This is a genomic window from Streptomyces sp. NPDC085946, assembly GCF_044540485.1.
In the GTDB taxonomy this organism is placed as follows: Bacteria; Actinomycetota; Actinomycetes; order Streptomycetales; family Streptomycetaceae; genus Streptomyces.
On the sequence record NZ_JBITSF010000002.1, the window covers coordinates 496,547 to 513,622 of the forward strand.

Below are 17,076 nucleotides of genomic sequence, written 5' to 3' on the forward strand. Positions count from 1 at the left end.
CCGCCGTCGCGGGGGCCGCCGGGGGCGGGGCGGCCGCGGTGGGGGGGAGGCCCCCCCGCCGGGGGGGGGGCTGGGGACCGCGGGGGGGGGGGGGGGGCCGCGGGGGGGGGCCGGGCGCCACGGCGATCGGTGGTGGTCCGGGGACGGTCAGCTCATGGCCGGGACTGGTGCGGGACCCCGCGCCGGCTCCGGCTTTGCCCCGGTGGGCGCGGACGCCTCGCCGGGGACCGGCGGCAGGAAGGGCAGGGCGCCGCCGGTGCGGACCGCGGTCAGCGCGGCCAGGACGCCCGCGGAGCCGGTGGCCAGGTCCGTGGAGAGCCGGAGCAGGTGGTCGCCGAGGAAACCGGTGCCCCCGCCCTCCTGCGGCACCGCGAACAGCTCCAGGTCCGCCGTCAGGGCGCGGACCGCCCGCCGGGTGGCGTCCGAGCCGTCGCCGGTGCGGACCAGGGCCGCCAGCGCCCCCGCCTTGCCGGTGAACAGCCCGCAGGCCGGGTGGAACCGTGACGTCAGGTCGGTCAGCAGGGCGTCCTGCACGGCGGTGAGCCGCGCGTCCCGGCGCCGGGCCAGGAAGGCGTGGACCGCGATGGCCTGGCCCGCGCCGCCGTACGCCAGCTGGTGCCCGTGCCAGGGCGCCGGCGACGGCGTGCGCGGCCCGCCGGGCAGCCGCCCGGAGAACCGCAGGTCCTCGGTGAGGGCCGTGCGGGCGGCGTCGAGCAGGTCGTGGTCCGGGCCGTGCGCGGCGAGGAGGAACAGGGCCTCGCCCGAACCGCCGCGCAGCAGACCGGGGCGCCGGCCGGACGCCGGGTCGGGCGCGGCCCGTCCGGTCACCGCGTCGGCGAGGTCGTCGGCGAGCCGGTGCGCCTCCCGGGCCAGGGCCGTGTCGCCGCGGCGGGCGGCGAGGTGGAGCAGCGCCATGCCGAGCCCGGCGGTGCCGGCGGCGAGGCCGTGGTCGCGGCCGCCGTCCCGGTGCCGCTCCGGGGGGCGGGACAGGGCGCGCTCCAGCAGGCCGGCGGCCTCCTCGGGCCGGCCCAGGTCCTGGAGCACGCAGGCGATGCCGGCCAGCCCGTCGTAGAGCCCGGGGCGGGCGCCGTCCAGCCGGCGGGCGGCGCCGGCCAGCCAGTCGACGTGGCTCTCGGGCACCTCGACGCCCGCGCCGTGCAGCGCCCACAGCACGCCCGCCGCGCCGTTGGCGATGTTCAGGCCGCCGTCCGCGTGGCCGAACTGGTCGGCGTCCCCGGGGAAGAGACGGTCCGTCCGCCCGGGCGTGGCGCAGGCGAGCACCCCGGCGCCGATCCGTTCGACGGACACCAGGGGCTCCCGCATGCCGTGGGCCTCCTCCGCCGCCGCGTCCGTTGCGCGCGCCGGGCGGGGGCGGGGGCCGGGGGGCGGCGGCGCGGGGGTGCGGGCGCTCTCGCGCGGAGCCGTGGGCTCGGCGGGGCCTCCGCCCGGCGCCGCGGGCGTCGCCCCCGCGCCCGGCTCCGCCGCGGTCCCGGTCTTCTCGCCCCCTGCCGGCACGCCCCCTGCCGGCACGACCCGCGCGAGCGAACCGGACGCCCCGGTTCCCAGGCCCAGTTCCTCGCGCACCCGGGTCCCGAAGTCCTCGGGGACCGGGAAGTCCCGGGTGATCCGGGCGATCAGGTCCTCGGACTTCCACGGCGCCCACGGCAGCAGCGCCGTCAGGGGGAGGAACGCGGCCAGGCGCAGGCAGCCGAGGGCGTAGCGGTCGACGGCCGGGCCGGTGGTGCCGGCCGGGGCGGCGAAGCCGGGGGCGCCGATGGCCTGCCCGGTGTGGCCCCCGACGGGGCGGGCGGTCTCCAGGTCGATGAAGGCGACGCTGCCGTCGGGGCGGATCAGCACGTTGTTGGGGTGCAGGTCGCCGAAGACCAGGCCGCGGCCGTGCAGGGCGGCGACGGCCTCCTCGACCTGGTCCAGGACGTCCAGCGCCCAGCGCGTGTAGGCGGCGACGGACATCGCGTCCTGCCGCGCGGTCACGGCGTGCACCAGCGGGTTGCGGGCGGTCACCTCCTTGCCGAGCGGCTCGCCGTCGACGAACTCCCTGGTCAGGAACCAGTGTTCGTTGCCCTTGCGCCAGTCCAGGACGCGCGGGAAGGCGGGCAGTCCGTCGAGTGCGGCCAGCGCGTCGTGCTCGTGGCGGAGCCGGGTGACCGCGTCGGCGCCGGTGTCGTCCAGCCCGGCGTGCGGGCGGCCCTCCTTGACCAGGACCGGCCGGCCGTCGCGGGTGTCGGTGGCCCGGTAGACGCCGCCGCCGTTGGAGAAGTGCAGCGCCTGCGTGATCTTGAAGGGGAAGGCGCCGAGCCCGCCGCCCCGGTTGCGGTCGGCCAGCGCCTGCGCGATGAACGGCGGCAGCGGCACCCAGGCCGGCGGCCGGAAGGCCGGACCGCGCACGTCGGGGACGAGGTTGCCGTCCGGGTCCTCGATGCAGGGGACGGACTCGCCCGACGGGCCGCGGCCCATGCGCAGCGTGAAGCCGCCGTAGCGGACGTACAGCGGACCGCGGCGCCAGCGCAGGTCGCTGAGGACGGACGGACCGGGCCGGCCGCCGATCAGGGCGTCCAACTCCTCCAGGACGGTGTGCAGTTCGGCCTCGTCGCGCGGGTAGACGGTGATGAACTTGCCGCTGCTGCCGCGGTCCCCGTACTTGCTGTTGCGCAGCAGCAGCATCGCCGGGCTGCTGAGGAACTTGAACAGCAGCGACCGCCCGAAGCAGTAGTCGCGCACGGCGTCCAGCACCTCCGGCGCGCTGTCCGTGGTCGCCGAGACGTGGATCTTCCAGCCCTGCGCGGGCAGTCCGGGATCCGCGGGCGTCAGGACGGTCCACTCGCCCATCGCCGAGCGCGTCCAGCCGGCGGGCGGTTCCGCTTCCGCGAGGGGGAAGGCGTCCGCGCCGGTGACGGCGGCGGGGCGGTCGTAGAAGGGGGTGCCCGGCGGGCAGTGGGCGACGTGGCGCAGGGACATTGCGGGTCCTTCGGGACGGCGGGCCGGGAGTCGGGAAGCGGGAGGTCAGGGGAGCAGCGGGCCGAGGTAGGAGACCGCGAACCACTTCCACAGCGGGTGGTCGCCGGCCCGCACCTCGGCGACGCCGGTCCGGTCGGGGCCGTGCGCGGCGGGCGTCGTGGCGCCGCGCTCCAGCGGATAGGCCCGCATCGCGAGCCACGGGCGGCCGGAGTCGACCGGCAGCATCGCGGTCAGCGGCGCCAGCGTGTCCCGGCCGACGGGCTCGCCGAGCCGGGCGGTGCCGACCTCCGGGCGGCTGAGCAGGCCCGAGCGGCGCAGGGTCACCCGGGTGCCCTCCGTCAGGTCGAAGCCGGCGCCGCCCTCGGGGACCAGCAGGCTGAGGCTGCCGTCGGCGTTGGTGGTGTAGCCGGCCGAGACGGTGGCGGGGACCTGGACGAGCGTGGCGGCGAGGCCGAGCGAGAGGGCCGCGAGCAGGCCGGCGGCGGCGACGCGCAGCGGCCGGGCGCCGGCCCGGAGCGCGTCCCCGACCAGGGTGGCGGTGCCCTTGCCGAGCCGCCACAGCAGGTAGCCGAGCCCGCAGACCATCAGCGCCGACCCGGCGACGCCGAGCCGCTGCAGGATCGAGGACCACAGCGTCAGCGCGGTCGACACCAGGTACAGCGGAAAGAGCAGGCAGGCGATCCCGTACGGCACCGCCCAGCGGCGGCCGGGCAGTTCGCGGCCCTGGTCGCGGCCGCCGAACAGCAGCCGGGCGAGGAACCGGCGGGCGTCGGCCATGGCCTTCTCCCGCAGGTGGGAGACGTCCAGGTGGCTCATCAGCGCGATGTAGCCGTCCAGCTTGACCAGCGGCAGCAGGTTGACCGCGCAGGTCAGGTAGTTGACGAGGGAGACGAGCAGCAGGGTGTCGCGCGCCGGCCCGGCGGGCACCAGGAGCGCGGCGAGACCGGCGGACCCGGCGGCCACGGCCTGGACGGCGATGCCGGCGAGGGCGACCTGGACGCGCTGGCGGGGGGTGGGCAGCCGCCAGCCGTCGGACACGTCGCAGAAGAACGCCGGCGACATGTAGAAGAGCATGAAGCCCATCCGGCTGGGCCTGCCGCCGTGATGGGTGAGGACCGCGCCGTGCGCGACCTCGTGGACGGCGGTGGTCAGCAGCACGCCGAGCATCACCGCGGCGTACGACCACAGCGGCATCGGGCGGCTGAGGGCCGCGCCGAGGGCGGGGCCGCACGCGGCGAGCGCCAGCACGCCGAGCAGGGTGACGGCGGCCGCGGCGGCCAGGACCGCGCGGTGGGCGAGCGGCCGGATCAGCGGGGTGAGGCGGCGGAGCATCCGCTCCGGCTTCAGCAGGGTGAACTGGATGGTCAGCGGGCCGGCGAAGCGGACGCGGCGCACCCGCCGGACGGGCGTGCCGTCGTCGAGCAGACGGGAGTCGGCGAGGTTGCGGACCGCGCGGTCGACGTGGTCCGCCGTCCACGGCCGGCCCAGCGCGGCGGCCAGCTGGCCGTGGTCGCGGCTGCCGTCCAGGAGGCGGACCAGCCGGGCCACGTTCTCGCTGGTGCGGAAGTGCTGGTGCTCGCCGCGCTGGATCACCCAGGGGGCGCCGTCGGTGAGCGGCTCGTGCACGGCGACGTCGCCGGCGGTGCGGGGCCGCTCCAGATCGGGTGCGGCGGCGGTCTTGGTTGCGGGCATGGTGGGAGCACCTCGGATCGGCGGACGGCGGACGGCGCCCGCGCGGGGCGGGCGTCGGTCGCGCGGTGGCGGGCGGTCAGGCGATGTCGCGGGTACGGACCAGGCGGCGGGCGACGAGGAACGCGGCGGCCAGCCAGGCGGCGATCACCGCGTACGCCACCGGCAGCGACAGCAGGTCGGGCTTGACGTCGCGGTAGACCGAGCTCATCGCGATGGTGAGCAGGTACTTGGCCGCGTCGGGCACCAGGCGCTGCAGGCCGGGGTCGACGAGCAGGGTGAGGCCGAGCAGCGTGACCACGGCGGCGGTCTGGTTGCGCACGATCCAGCCGACGAGCGCGCCCCAGGGACCGGCCAGCGTGCAGCAGGCGAAGACGCCGAACAGGATCAGCGCGGTCTCGCCGTCCGCGGCGGCCTCGAAACCGAACGGCCCCGGCGCGAGGTGGACGCTGGCGGTGCCGAGCGCCGCGGCGAGCAGCCCGAACAGGGCGCCGGCGGCGGCCGAGACGATCAGCTTGGCGCCGAAGAGGCGGGTCCGCGAGCCAGCCAGCAGGACGGAGCGGACCATCGTCCCGGAGCCGTAGTCGCGGGTCACGGCGACCGCCCCGAAGACGGCGGCCAGCAGGAACATCATCATCCAGGCGCGGGCCACGTCCTGGCCGACGGCGAGGGCGGTGGAGCCGGACGCGATGGCCTTCTCGCCCTCGGAGACGTATCCGAAGGTGCTGAGCAGGCAGAGCCACGTACCGGCGAGCGGCAGGTACCACCAGAGGCGGCCGGTCAGGGCCTTGCGGGCTTCACCGGCGACGAGGTCACGCACGGGAGGTCGTCCTTTCCGGGGTGCGGGCGGCGGCCGGAGCCGCGGCGGCGGAGGCGAGGGCGGGGGCGGGGGCCGCGGCGGTCGTCCCGGCGCGGTCCACCAGGTCGAAGAAGCGGTCCTCCAGGCGGACGGCGCCGTGGTCGGTGAGGTCGGCGAGCGTGCCCGCGTACCGCAGCGAGCGCTGCACGATCACCACGTCGTCGACGGTCTGCTCCAGCTCGGCGAGCTGGTGGCTGGAGACCAGGACCGTGCGGCCCTCCGCGGCCAGGGCGCGCAGGGTGTCGCGCAGCCAGCGGATGCCGTCGGGGTCCAGGCCGTTGGCCGGCTCGTCGAGGACGAGCACCTCGGGGTCGGCGAGCAGCGCGGCGGCCAGGGCCAGGCGCTGGCGCATGCCGGTCGAGCAGCCCTTGACCGGGCGGGAGGCGGCGTCGGCGATCCCGGTGAGCTCCATGACCTCGTCGGCGCGGCGGGCCGGGAGCCCCAGCACGGTGCACCAGATGCGCAGTTCGCCGCGGACGGTGGCGCCGGGCACGCCGCCCATGCCGTCCATGCTGACGCCCACCCGGTGGGCCGCGTCGGGCAGTTCGGCGTAGGGCCGGCCGAGGACGGTGGCGGTGCCGGCGGTCGGGGCGGCCAGTCCGAGCAGCATCCGCAGGGTGGTGGTCTTGCCGGCTCCGTTGCGGCCCAGCAGGCCGGTGACGCGACCGGCGCGGATGTCGACGCTCAGGTCGTCGACCGCGGTGACGCCCTTGTACGTCTTGGTGAGGCCGCTCAGCGAGACGGCGGTGTCGTGGCTGGTCATCGCTGCCGCTCCTGTCGTGTCATGGGGTGCTCCGGTGGTTCTGGCGGGGCGTGGGGGGAGGGTCCGGTGGGGCGCGGGGCGCGCGCCCCCGGTGGGGGAGGGGGCGAGGGCCGGGCCCCGGCCGGGAGGTCTCCCGGCCGGGCCCGGTCCACTCGATCCGTTCCGGCGGGTGCCGGGGGAGGGATCAGGTGGCGATGGTGACCGTGCTGATCGCGATGCCGATGGAGACGCCCTCCCAGAAACCGGGGGCCTCCAGGGCCTCCAGCTCCTGCAGACCGAGCTCCAGGCCGTCCGCGTCGACCGTGGCGGTGTCGAACTTCTCGTTCATGGCGATGTCCTCTCGTGGATGGGGTGGTGGTGTGCCGGGGGGCGGATCAGGTGGCGATGGTGACCGTGCTGATCGCGATGCCGATGGAGACGCCCTCCCAGAAGCCGGGGGCCTCCAGGGCCTCCAGCTCCTGCAGACCGAGCTCCAGGCCGTCCGCGTCGACCGCGGTGGTGTCGAACTTCTCGTTCATGGCGATGTCCTTCCGTGGATGGGGTGTCGGGGTGTGCGGCTGACCGCGCGGCTCAGGTGGCGACGATCGAGACGATGGAGATGCCGACGACGACGCCGCCGGTGGTCCACCAGCCCGGGGCCTCCATGGCCTCCAGCTCCTGCAGGCCGAGCTCCAGGTCGTCCAGGTCGTTCGCGGCGGTGTCGAAGCGCTCGTTCATGGCGTTGTCCTCTCTTGGACGGGATGTCGGGGTGGGGGGCTGACCGGGTGGATCAGGTCATGACCACGGAGACGAGGGAGATGCCGACGACGACGCCGCCGGTGGTCCACCAGCCCGGGGCCTCCATGGCCTCCAGCTCCTGCAGACCGAGCTCCAGGTTGTCCAGGTCGTTCGCGGCGGTCTCGAACTGCTCGTTCATGACGTCTCTCCTTGGGTCGGCTCGGCGGGGTGCCGAGGGACGGTGGTGGTGCGTTCCCCGCGCCGGGTCGGCGCGGAAGTCTGTGGGAGGGGCCGGGGCGGTCCGCCCCGGCCGGCCGGCGGGGCCGTGCGGGTCAGGCGGCCGCGGTGAGCAGGGCGCTCACGTCCGCCGTCCGCAGTCCGCCGAGCATGGGGAGCCCGGCGCCCCAGGTGCGGACCGTCCGGCGGGCCACCGTGTCCAGCAGCGGCGGTGTGAGCGCGAGGTCCCGCGCCACGCCCCAGCGGTCCATCAGGGCGGTGATGCCCGCTGCCGGCTCGGCGGGCAGCGGGCCGCCGCTGCTGTCGGCCGAGCGCAGCAGGTCCCAGACCCGCCGGAGGCGGGGTGCGGAGCCCAGCCGGGTGTCCCCGGCGAGGACCGCCCGCCACAGGGGCGGCAGCAGGGCCGCCACCGCGGTCATCTTGCGGGTGCCGAGCGCGCTGGACAGCTCGTTGGCGATCATCCAGCCCTCGGTGCTGAACAGGTCCCGGCCGTACGACAGCCAGGTGGACTGGGTGAGTCCGCTGAGCCGGGCGAGGTCGGTGCGCAGTTCCGGGCCGGGCCGGTGCCCGGCGGCGAGCTGCCGGGCGGCCGCGCCGCCGAGGCGGACCAGCTGGACCGCCGCCGTCTCCGCGAGGGCGTCCTCGACGGGACGGTCCCGCAGGTTGCCGACGTACGGGCCGACGGTGCGGAAGAGGGCCTCCAGTGCGCCCTCGACCAGGAGTTCGGCCGGCAGGGTCTCGGTCGCCGCGGGGTCGAGCAGGGCCGCGTCCGGTGCCAGCGCGTCGCTCATCACGAGCCGTTTGCCGCCGTGGTGCGGGAGGCAGGCGACCCGGCTGAGTTCGGCGCCGGTGCCGATGGTGGTGGGCACCGCCAGCAGCGGCCGGGTCCGGCGGGTGCGCGGGTCGAGGGTCAGCAGTCCGCTGCGGCCGGTGGAGCGCAGCGCGGCACGGGCCCGCCGGTCCTCGTGGGCGACCGCGAGGAGCTTCGCCCGGTCGATCACGGACCCCCCGCCGACGACGGCGACCAGGTCGGCGTCGGCGGTGGCGCCGGCCAGGGCGAGGATCTCGTCCGGGCCGCCGTCCCCGGCGGGCACGAGACGCCGGGTGGTGTGGCCCGCCCGGTCCAGTTCCCCGGTCACCAGGGCGGTGACACGGCTCTCGGCGACGGCCGGGTCGAGCAGCAGGGCGGTGCGGGCACCGGTGGCGGTGCCCCGGGCGTCCGCGAAGCCGTCGAGCCAGTCGGCGAGCCCCGCGGGGCCGGTCAGCAGCCGGGTGGAACCGGACCAGGCGATGTTCACCGGGTGCCTCCCGCGTACCGCTCGACACCGGTGCGCACGGCCTCGACGAGTTCCTCGATCTCCGCGTCGGTCGCGGTGAGCGGCGGCATCAACTGCACGCCGTGCACGCCCGCGTGGACGATCGCGCCGGCCGCGCGGATGGCGGCGATCTGGCCGAGGACCTCGGCCTGCGGCAGGAGCGCGCCGCCGGCCGTGCGGATCCGCAGGGACCGGAAGAGCCCGACGCCGTCGGCGGAGTCGAACAGGGGGTGCGCGGCGACGAGCCGGTCCAGCGCGGCGCCGAGGACCCCGGCCGCGCGCCGGCCGTGGGCCACCGCGTCCAGCCGTCGCATCTCGTCGATGGTGGCGAGGATCGCGGCGCAGGTCACCGGGGTGCCCGCCTGCGTCTCGCCGTGGGTGAGCGTGGCGTCCTCGGCGCGGAAGACGTCGGCGATCGCCCGGGAGACGACCACCGCGGCGGCGGCGCAGGTGCCGTTGGTCAGTCCCTTGGAGGTGACCAGCAGATCGGGGCGCCCGTTCCAGCGCTGGGAGGCGAACATGTCGCCGGTGCGCCCGAACCCGGTGGCGACCTCGTCGGCGGCGAGCAGGAAGCCGTACGTGTCCCGCAGCCTCAGCAGGGTGTCGAGGTACTCCTCCGTCAGGGGCACCGCCCCGCTGCCGAGCACCGGCTCGACCACCACGGCGGCCACCTGCGCGCCCTGGGCCCGCATCAGCTTCTCGATGTCGGCCGGGTCGTTGGGCGTGACGTGGCGGACCAGGCGCTGGTCGACGCCGTACACCTGCTGGCCGAGGTTCTCCCCGGTGAGGGCGAACCCGCCGAAGGTGAGGCCGTGGTAGCTGCCCCGCAGCCCGACCACGAGCTTGCGGGCCGGCCGGCCGCGCAGGGCGTGGTAGTGCCGGGCCGTCTTCATCACCAGGTCGTTGGCGGCGCCCCCGGAGGTCGAGAACAGCACCCGGGCGAAGTGGTCGGAGCCGCAGAGGTCGACCAGGGCCTCGGCGGCGCGCCGGGCGTAGGGGTGCTCGTAGCGGAAGACGCTCAGGTACGACGCGTCGAGCAGGGCCTGGTGGGCGGCGCGGGCGATGGCCTCGTTGCCGTGGCCGAGGTTGGCGTTCCACAACCCGGAGTCGCCGTCGAGGAGTTCGGTGCCGTCGGCGAAGCGCACCCGCATGCCCCGGGCGGAGACGGCGCAGATGGCGTCGTCGTCGTGGGCGGACGGGGGGAGGAGGGAGGTCCACAGCGCGGGGTGGGGCCGCGCGCCGGCCGCCTCCGCCGGGGTCGTCAGGGTCGTCTCGGTCATGACAGGGCCTCCGCTTCGAGCAGGACGTCGTGGTGGCGTCCGCCGCCGGGGACGGGGGTGAGGGAGCGGACGGCGTAGCCGGCCTGCTCCAGCTCGGCGACGAGCCGCGCGGCGGGCAGGACGCCGATGGTGGTGGTGGCGACCGTGACGGGGCCCTCGGCGGGCGGATCGGCCGGGATCATGGTGACCGTGCGGGTGCCGGCGCCGGCGCTCCACCGCTCGATCATGCGGTAGGTGCGGCCGCTGCACCCCTCGGCGAGGATCTCGGACTCGTCCGTGCCGTCGGCGGCGGGATCGACCTCGACCGTGGTGAGCAGGAAGCGTCCGCCGGGGGCGAGGTGCTCCCGTACGCAGCGGTAGAGGCCGGGCCGGGCGCCGGGCGGCAGCAGCGAGATCGAGGTGGTGCCGAGGACGACGGCCCCGAAGCGGCGGCCGAGGCCGAAGTCGCTCATGTCGGCCCGCACCGGCGTGCAGCGCTCGCGCAGCGAGGGCGGGGCGGCGGCCAGCCGGTCGCGGAGCAGCCCGATCATGTCGCCGGACAGGTCCAGGGCGGTGACCTCGCGGCCCAGGCCGAGGAAGGGGAAGGTCAGCCGGCCGGAGCCGGCCGCCAGGTCCAGGACGGGGCCGGGCAGGCGGCGCAGGGCCGTGAGGAGTTCGCGCACCTCGTGCGGGGTGGTGCCGGCGATGTCGTGGTAGACGGGGGCGCCGGCCTCGTCGTACAGGTCGCACAGGACGGCCCGGTCCCCCAGTGCGGCGACGGCCTCGGCGGCGCGGCCGGTGAGCGGGGTGCCCGCGAGGGCGGGGCTGAGCAGCATGGCGCCCATCAGACGGTCACCTCCTCGGTACGGGTGCGGGGCTCGGCGGACACGGTCAGGGGCAGTCCGATGCCGGCGAAGTAGGCGGCGACGGCGTCGACGGTGTCCGGGGCGGCGTACCGGGCGGCCTCCTGCGCGGAGCCCGTGACCAGCAGCGCCTCGGCGGCCAGGGCCGCTTCGGTGGACAGGGCGACGGTGCGGCGGTCCACGGGGTGGTGGACCAGGGCGCGTCCGTCGTCGAAGAGGAGCAGCGGAGCGGCGGCGGACCGGTCGTGCGGCTCGGCGACGCCGTCGAGCGCGCCGGTCATGCGCCCGCCGAAGCCGGAGACGCGGGGCTGTTCCATCCCGCGGGTCACGGCCTCCCGGACGGCGCCCACGGCGGCCAGGTAGCGGCCGGTCCAGGGCCGTTCGGCCAGCCGCTGCCTGCGGGAGTCCCCGTCCGGCAGCGCGCCGAGGGCGTCGGGTGCCGCCCGCCAGGCGCGGTGCAGCTCGTCGCGCGGGGTGCCGGCCGGCCCGAGCGGGCCGCCGCCGGGGGAGACGCGGACGGTGCCGTCGGCGGCGACGTACAGCCGCAGTCCGGGACCGTCGCCCCCCGGTCCGCCGCCCAGCGCGGAGAGGTCGCCGAGCTGCACCGCGGGATGCGTGAGGAAGGCGGAGAACTCCCCTTCGTCCCGTGCCCGCCGGGCGTCGTCGAGGAAGGCCTGGAAGTCGGCCTCCTCGGCGATCCGCACCAGCGTCGGGCCCAGCACCGAGAGGTACGGGGTGATGGAGTACGCCTGCACCTGGAGGTAGAAGTCGGGGTGCAGCCCCGCCTCCGCGCCGGGCTCGCCGAGCGATCCCTGCCAGGTGACGACCTCGGCACCGGTCGCCTCGTGCCGCACGGGCTCGGCGCTCGGCTCGTCACCCGGGACGAGGACGACGGTGCCGGGACCGGCCACCCCCGAGCCGAGCAGGGCGTCGAGGTGGGCCGCGTCCTCCAGGACGACGGTCGAGGTGTACGGCGGGCGGTGGGCGAGGGCGGCGACGGGACGTCCCGTGCCCCACTGCAAGGCGTGGGCCTTGACGGACGGAAGTGTCATGAGCATGCCTAACGTGAGAGCGTGGAGGACCGGCGGCAGGGGGCTGCCTGCGAGGTTCGGGGGCGGCCGGCGAGGAGGCCGGGCCGCGGGACCGGGCCACGGAGCGGGCGGGCCGTGCGGCGGCCCGGCGGGTCAGACGGCCAGGTCCAGCAGGGTCAGCAGGGTGCGCAGCTCCTTGGTGGCCGCCTGCGGCCCGAAGAGGTGGGCCACACCGGTGACGTTGAGGACGATCTCGTCGACCCCCGCCTCCCGGTAGGCGTCGAACTTGGCCAGCAGCTCGTCCGGTCCGCCGTACAGGAAGGCGTCACCGGCGACCAGGGCCTTGCCCTGCAGGGCCTCGTCCTCGCCGGGCGGGCCGGCGCCCTGCGGCACCTCGTCGGGCAGGTCCACCCCGCCGCGCCGGAGCATGTCGCGGTAGTGCCGGGCGCGCAGGTGGTTCCGGTTGGAGGCGAGGGCGAGCCGTACGGGGTCGCGGTCGGCGGCGGCCAGGGCGACGGGCACCATGGCCACCACCCGGGGCGCGGGCCGGCCGGCCGCCGCGGCGCTCTCGCGCACCACGGGCACGATGTGGTCCCGCAGATAGCGGGCGGGCGTCAGCCAGGTCACGGCCGCGTCGGCCACCTCGCCCGCCACCCGGGCCATCCCGGGGCGCAGCACGCCCAGCCCCAGGTCGATCCTCGGCCCCGGCATCGCCCGCAGCAGCGCCTCCTGGTGCACGTACGCACCGTCCAGCACCTCCGCGCTCCCCGTCAGCGCCGCACGCACGGCGGTCAGGTACTCGCGGGCCGCGGTGAGCGGACTCGGGTACGGGGCTCCGAGCAGCGCCTTCTGCACGCCCGGGGCGCCGGGACCGTACCCCGCCAGGACCGGCTGGCCGGTCATCAGGGAGAGCGACCGTGCCTGCAGCGCGGCCTCCATGGGGTGCCGCAGGGGCATCAGGGTCACCCCGAGTCCCGCCGGCACCCGGAACCCCGCACCGGCGGCGTGGGCGAACCCCTGGTGGGACTCGGTGGCCAGGCTCTGCCCCTGCCACAGCCGGTGGGCGCCGGTCCAGTGCACGAGTCCCGCGAACGGCAGCATCTGCTCGGGTCGGTTCGGGACGAACGGTACGAGGACCGAGTAGGCGGTCATCGGAGGCTCTCCTTGTTCCTCGGCCGGGTGGCGGCGGACGGACGGATGAGGACGGCTGCTACGCCCAGTCGTGGATCAGGCGGCCGGCCGCGACCACTTCCCTCAGGATCAGCCCGGGCAGGGAGGACAGCTCGGGGAGGACGGCGGGACCGTCCGCGGAAGGCGTCTCGGGAAGGGCGGACCCGGCGGCCGCGGCGGACCCGGCGGCCACGGCGGCCGGCCGGTCCGAGGGCGCGGCCGGAGCCCCGGCCGCCTGGGCGGTGCCGGCGCCGGCGAGGCCCAGCACGGCGGCGGCGGCGAGTGAGGTGACGAGACGCTTCTTCATGACTGTTCCCCCTGGTCGAGACATGTGGATCCGGCCAGGTCCGGCCGGGATCCCGGTGAGCCTCCGCGGTGTTCCCGGCGGCTCCTTGTGACCACAACTCTGTCGTCCGGGAGACGCGGATTGGAGGGGTCTCGCGCGCAACTTGCTGCGCCCGTCCGTGTCACTTGATGCGCGTGTCACGGCGCCGCACCAGTCCGAACAGACGTGTCGATCTGCATGGCTTTTCCCCAGATAGCCAGGTAGATCTATGAAAACGACTGACCACCGTAGGCCCTTGGGGGGAGCCATGCCGCATCCGAGTCTCGAGTTCCTGGGCGTCAGACCGGAGGAGGAGGCGTTCTACCGCATGCTGCTGCGCACGGGCGGCGCCGGCCTGCGGGAACTGGCCGAACACTGCTCCTCGGACGAGGAGTCGATGCAGTCACTGCAGAAGCGGGCCCTCGACCTCGGGCTCGCCACCCTCGCCGACGGCCTGCTGCGCCCGGTCGCCCCGGCCAAGGCGATCGAGGCGCTCATCGACCGCCGGGTGGCCCTCGTCCGGGAGGAACTGGAGAACGCGGCCGCCGAGAACGACATCGTCGCCTCCATGCTCGCCGAGCGGCACGCGGCACCCGCGGGCGACGTCGTCGCCGGCTCCGGCCGGCCCACGATGGAACGCCTGGAGGGCATCGACCGGGTCCGCGCCGCGATCGACGAACTGACCTTCTTCACCCGCTCGGAGAGCCTGACCACCTGGCCGAGCGGGCTGATCCCCCCACAGGTCGTCGCGACCTCCCGCCCCGCGGACGACCGCATCCTGCGCCGCGGCATCCGGATGCGCAGCCTGATCGGGGCCGCCGCGCTGGACGACCCGGGCACCATGGCGTACCTGCGCGAACTCGACGCCAAAGGAGCCGAGATCCGCATCTCCCGGCTCCCGCTGGAACGCGTCCTGATCTTCGACCGGGCCGCCGCGCTCACCCCGATCGACCCGGCCGACAGCAGCCGCGGCGCCCTGCTCGCCCGCGAACCGGGCCTCGTCGCCACCCTGGTCTCGCTCTTCGAGCGCATGTGGGGCCAGGCCCAGGAACTCCCGCACCCCGCGGGCGAGGGCGGCCCGGCGCCGGCCGACGACCGCCCCGGCGAGATCGAGCGCAGGATCCTGGAGTCGCTGTGCACGGCGGACAAGGACGAGACCGGCGCCCGTGACGTCGGCATCTCGGTCCGCACGTACCGCAAGTACGTGGCGTCCCTGATGCACCAGCTGGGCGCCTCCAACCGCTTCCAGGCCGCACTGCTGGCCCGCGAGCGCGGCTGGATCTGACGCGACGCGACCGGCACGGAGACGCGGCCGCGGACGGACACGACGAGGGGCGGAGCACCCCGGCGCCGGGTGCTCCGCCCCTCAGGACGCCGCGGTGGCTACCGCCTGTCGGCCCGCACCAGCGAACGGGCGCAGACCAGCGCCCCGACGGCGCACACGGACACCGCCACGATCTTCAGCACACCGTCGAAGATCACGATGGAACAGGCGAGAGCGATCAGGAGACCGGTCAGCCCGGCCAGCGGATTCCGCGTACTCCCACCCGTGGTTTTCTGGCCCATGGTGCCGGCTCCTTAGTGCAAGAGGTCAGGTCCCCCCACTCTCCCAGCCCTCCGCCCCGCCCCCGCCCCACCCAGCCCGCAGCTTCCTGCGAACAGGGCTGCAGCATGCTGCGAGCAGGGCGTCTGACCAGCGGGAACGAAAGCGGAAGCGGGGCTGCCGCGCTGCCCGGCACCCCAGGCTCAGCGCGCCGACGGCGGCGGCGACCGGCGAAGGGGGTGTACGTCCGGATGCGGAGACCGGACCGTGTGAGTTCGGGCCGGCGGCTCCCGGCCGCGGCGTCCCGCGGGAATCCGCCGGCCGGTTCACGGTGACGGCCGTTCCCCGGGGGGCGGATACGCGGAACGCTTCGCGTGCTCGTGCCACCCCCTCCGGATCGAACGAAAGAGGTCCTGATGTCCCGTCGGCATGAGCCGTCACCGCCGTTGCCGTCCCTGCCGTCGATCACCCTGCGCGGGTACGGCGACACCCTGTGGCTGGAGGCCGGGCCGTCGTGCTGGAGCAGAAGGGGCTGCGACGGCGGATACCCGTCGAGGCCGTGGAGGAGGCGCGGGCCGTGGGCCGGGGACGGCGCTCAGTCGAGATCGCGCTGTGGGGCGTGGACGGCGCTCCGGGGCCCGTGTTCACCCTGGAAGGCCGCGACGCCGCCCAAGCGGGCCGGCTCGTCGAGCTGGCCGACGGGGCACGGTCCAGGAGCGGTCCGCCGCAGGGCGGGGCGGCCCTGGTCGAGGAGCGGCCGGTCAGCACCTCCGGCCGGAAGAAGGGCCTGGGACTGACACGCCGTGAACGCGCCACCGGAATCGTTCTCCTGCTCGTGTACGTCGGCGGGTTCGCCCTGCCGGTGTGGGCCGGCGAACCGCGGCAGGCGGCGTGGTGGCTGCTCGGGGTGACGCCCGCCCTCTTCGGCCTGCTGATCGTGGTGCCCTCGCTCCGGTGGGCGTGGAAGCGGTGGACCGTGCGCAGGCGGGGTGTCACGGTCGTCGCGTCATTCGCCCGGAGACAGGGCAAGCGGACGTTCTTCCGGTACACCGACCTGGAGGGCGGGACGCACGAGATCGAGTCCGACTACGCGGCAGGGCGCATCGGCGGCGACCCGAGACGCATCGAGGTCGTCCACGACCGTCAGCAGCCCGGCCGGGCCGTCTGCTCACTGGCGGCCTCGACCCTGCTGTGGCGCACAGCGGGCGTGACACTGGCCGGCGGACTGCTGCTGTCACTCGCGTTCGTCATGATGCCCCTGCGACTGATCCTCCTGGTGCTCTCCGGATGACCCGAACGACCTCCGACGCCCGCATCGACGACTGCCGACAGCCGCGGATGCCGGCGGTCGCCCGTAGCCCCCGTGCACACGGGAAGGCCCCACCGTGCCGGGCCGGATCGACCTCCTGAAGCGGCGCTCACGCACGAACGCCCTTCAGGGCCGTCCTTAGGCCGTGGGCCGGTCCTGTGGAAGCGCGTCGCGTGATGAGGGGGGGCGCTGCCGGTGCTCCGGTGGCGCCTGGCCCCGGACGGCTGCGCCACCCGCCGCCCCCTCCGTGCCCGCGGCCTTGTGCCCCAAGGGCTCCGGCATCTGACCGCTACAGACCGTCCAGGAACCTCACGACAGCCTCCAGGACGCGGTTCCTGCGGCGGTGCGCCTTGCCGCAGAACCGCCGCCGTCCGCGCCATCGGCTACGCGGCTGCTCCACCGGCATGCCGCACCACGAACAAGGCCGCACACGGGCCCCTGCTCCCCCACCCATACCGCACACCGTAGCGACGCACCCCTCGACCCCATCCACCCCGAACCGACCGCCGCCAAGCCGACCGCCTCCCGCACGGCCGTCAACGTCGTCCTCGGGGGTGTCGGGTTCCTCACGGAAGCAGCTCTGGCCGGTCATCACCGAGGGCGCGGAAGCCATGGACGTAATCTTTGCCCGGCGTCGCGAGGCGACCGCCTGCGAGACTTGATCAAAAGCCTTCGGCCCCCTGTTTGTCCCTCCAAGCACGACAGAGGCCAGGTACTGAATTCAGTACCTGGCCTCTGACCAGCGTTGGGGTGGCGGGATTTGAACCTACGACCTCTTCGTCTCGAAGCAACTTGAGTAGGGGTTCTGCCTTGGGCTGACACGCTTCCTACCGGCGCTGATGGTCCGCTGGAGTCCGCGCTCGTCCGCCGTTGTTCGTCGGCGTTGTCACGCAGTTAGACACTCACTCTTGCTTGCAGGGTGCCCCTAGGCCGTGTCTGACAAGTGATCTTGGCTGGGTTCGCGGAGCCAGAGGATGAGTGCGGCGAGGTGGAGTCCGGCCCGGTAGCGGTCGACGAGT

Annotated in this window: 17 protein-coding genes; 2 read left to right on the forward strand and 15 right to left on the reverse strand. The window is 75.4% G+C overall.

All coding sequences use genetic code 11. The annotated features are described in order from the left end of the window. Positions 1–147: 147 nt before the first annotated feature. The 14 genes from lanKC to ACIF8T_RS07940 all read right to left on the reverse strand — a co-directional run bounded on the left by lanKC (position 148) and on the right by ACIF8T_RS07940 (position 13,187). Entirely contained in the window at positions 148–2,976 is a 2,829-nt protein-coding gene (gene lanKC / locus ACIF8T_RS07875) for a class III lanthionine synthetase LanKC (protein WP_400032303.1), read from the reverse strand. A gap of 45 nt (positions 2,977–3,021) precedes the next feature. Continuing rightward, entirely contained in the window at positions 3,022–4,668 is a 1,647-nt protein-coding gene (gene mpaP, locus ACIF8T_RS07880) for a daptide biosynthesis intramembrane metalloprotease (protein ID WP_400032305.1), read from the reverse strand. Between the two features lie 76 nt (positions 4,669–4,744). Beyond that, positions 4,745–5,485, reverse strand: coding sequence for an ABC transporter permease (locus ACIF8T_RS07885; RefSeq protein WP_400032307.1), 741 nt, complete (start codon positions 5,483–5,485; stop codon positions 4,745–4,747). Then, a complete protein-coding gene (locus ACIF8T_RS07890) occupies positions 5,478–6,287 on the reverse strand; it encodes an ABC transporter ATP-binding protein (RefSeq protein ID WP_400032309.1) in 810 nt (269 codons plus the stop codon). The genes ACIF8T_RS07885 and ACIF8T_RS07890 overlap by 8 nt, the downstream gene beginning before the upstream one ends. A gap of 184 nt (positions 6,288–6,471) precedes the next feature. Beyond that, positions 6,472–6,615, reverse strand: coding sequence for a daptide-type RiPP (locus tag ACIF8T_RS07895; protein WP_400032311.1), 144 nt, complete (start codon positions 6,613–6,615; stop codon positions 6,472–6,474). Positions 6,616–6,661: 46 nt separating this feature from the next. Continuing rightward, the gene (locus ACIF8T_RS07900; RefSeq protein ID WP_400032313.1) at positions 6,662–6,805 is read right to left on the reverse strand and encodes a daptide-type RiPP; all 144 of its coding nucleotides are present in this window, start codon (positions 6,803–6,805) and stop codon (positions 6,662–6,664) included. Between the two features lie 52 nt (positions 6,806–6,857). After that, entirely contained in the window at positions 6,858–7,004 is a 147-nt protein-coding gene (locus ACIF8T_RS07905) for a daptide-type RiPP (RefSeq protein WP_400032315.1), read from the reverse strand. A 52-nt stretch (positions 7,005–7,056) separates the two neighbouring features. Then, entirely contained in the window at positions 7,057–7,203 is a 147-nt protein-coding gene (locus ACIF8T_RS07910; RefSeq protein WP_400032317.1) for a daptide-type RiPP, read from the reverse strand. A gap of 133 nt (positions 7,204–7,336) precedes the next feature. Continuing rightward, positions 7,337–8,539, reverse strand: coding sequence for a daptide-type RiPP biosynthesis dehydogenase (gene mpaC / locus ACIF8T_RS07915; protein ID WP_400032319.1), 1,203 nt, complete (start codon positions 8,537–8,539; stop codon positions 7,337–7,339). Beyond that, positions 8,536–9,837 carry a daptide-type RiPP biosynthesis aminotransferase gene (gene mpaD / locus ACIF8T_RS07920; RefSeq protein WP_400032321.1) on the reverse strand — a complete coding sequence of 434 codons (1,302 nt, stop codon included), beginning with the start codon at positions 9,835–9,837 and terminating at the stop codon, positions 8,536–8,538. The genes mpaC and mpaD overlap by 4 nt, the downstream gene beginning before the upstream one ends. After that, the gene (gene mpaM, locus ACIF8T_RS07925) at positions 9,834–10,661 is read right to left on the reverse strand and encodes a daptide-type RiPP biosynthesis methyltransferase (RefSeq protein WP_400032323.1); all 828 of its coding nucleotides are present in this window, start codon (positions 10,659–10,661) and stop codon (positions 9,834–9,836) included. Before mpaM ends, mpaD begins: the two co-directional genes overlap by 4 nt. Further along, positions 10,661–11,731, reverse strand: a complete 1,071-nt coding sequence (mpaB, locus tag ACIF8T_RS07930; protein WP_400032325.1) for a daptide biosynthesis RiPP recognition protein — start codon at positions 11,729–11,731, stop codon at positions 10,661–10,663. The genes mpaM and mpaB overlap by 1 nt, the downstream gene beginning before the upstream one ends. A gap of 132 nt (positions 11,732–11,863) precedes the next feature. Then, complete coding sequence (locus tag ACIF8T_RS07935) at positions 11,864–12,862, reverse strand: LLM class flavin-dependent oxidoreductase (protein WP_400032327.1); 999 nt, start codon at positions 12,860–12,862, stop codon at positions 11,864–11,866. 58 nt (positions 12,863–12,920) lie between these two features. Next, a complete protein-coding gene (locus tag ACIF8T_RS07940; protein WP_400032329.1) occupies positions 12,921–13,187 on the reverse strand; it encodes a hypothetical protein in 267 nt (88 codons plus the stop codon). A 286-nt stretch (positions 13,188–13,473) separates the two neighbouring features. On the opposite strand from ACIF8T_RS07940, the gene ACIF8T_RS07945 reads away from it, so the two are divergent. After that, positions 13,474–14,490 carry a helix-turn-helix transcriptional regulator gene (locus ACIF8T_RS07945; RefSeq protein ID WP_400032331.1) on the forward strand — a complete coding sequence of 339 codons (1,017 nt, stop codon included), beginning with the start codon at positions 13,474–13,476 and terminating at the stop codon, positions 14,488–14,490. A 98-nt stretch (positions 14,491–14,588) separates the two neighbouring features. On the opposite strand, the gene ACIF8T_RS07950 is transcribed toward ACIF8T_RS07945, so the two are convergent. Continuing rightward, complete coding sequence (locus ACIF8T_RS07950) at positions 14,589–14,771, reverse strand: hypothetical protein (RefSeq protein ID WP_400032333.1); 183 nt, start codon at positions 14,769–14,771, stop codon at positions 14,589–14,591. Positions 14,772–15,262: 491 nt separating this feature from the next. Between ACIF8T_RS07950 and ACIF8T_RS07955 the strand changes: the two genes are divergently transcribed. Further along, positions 15,263–16,039 carry a hypothetical protein gene (locus ACIF8T_RS07955; protein ID WP_400032335.1) on the forward strand — a complete coding sequence of 259 codons (777 nt, stop codon included), beginning with the start codon at positions 15,263–15,265 and terminating at the stop codon, positions 16,037–16,039. Positions 16,040–17,076 lie beyond the last annotated feature (1,037 nt).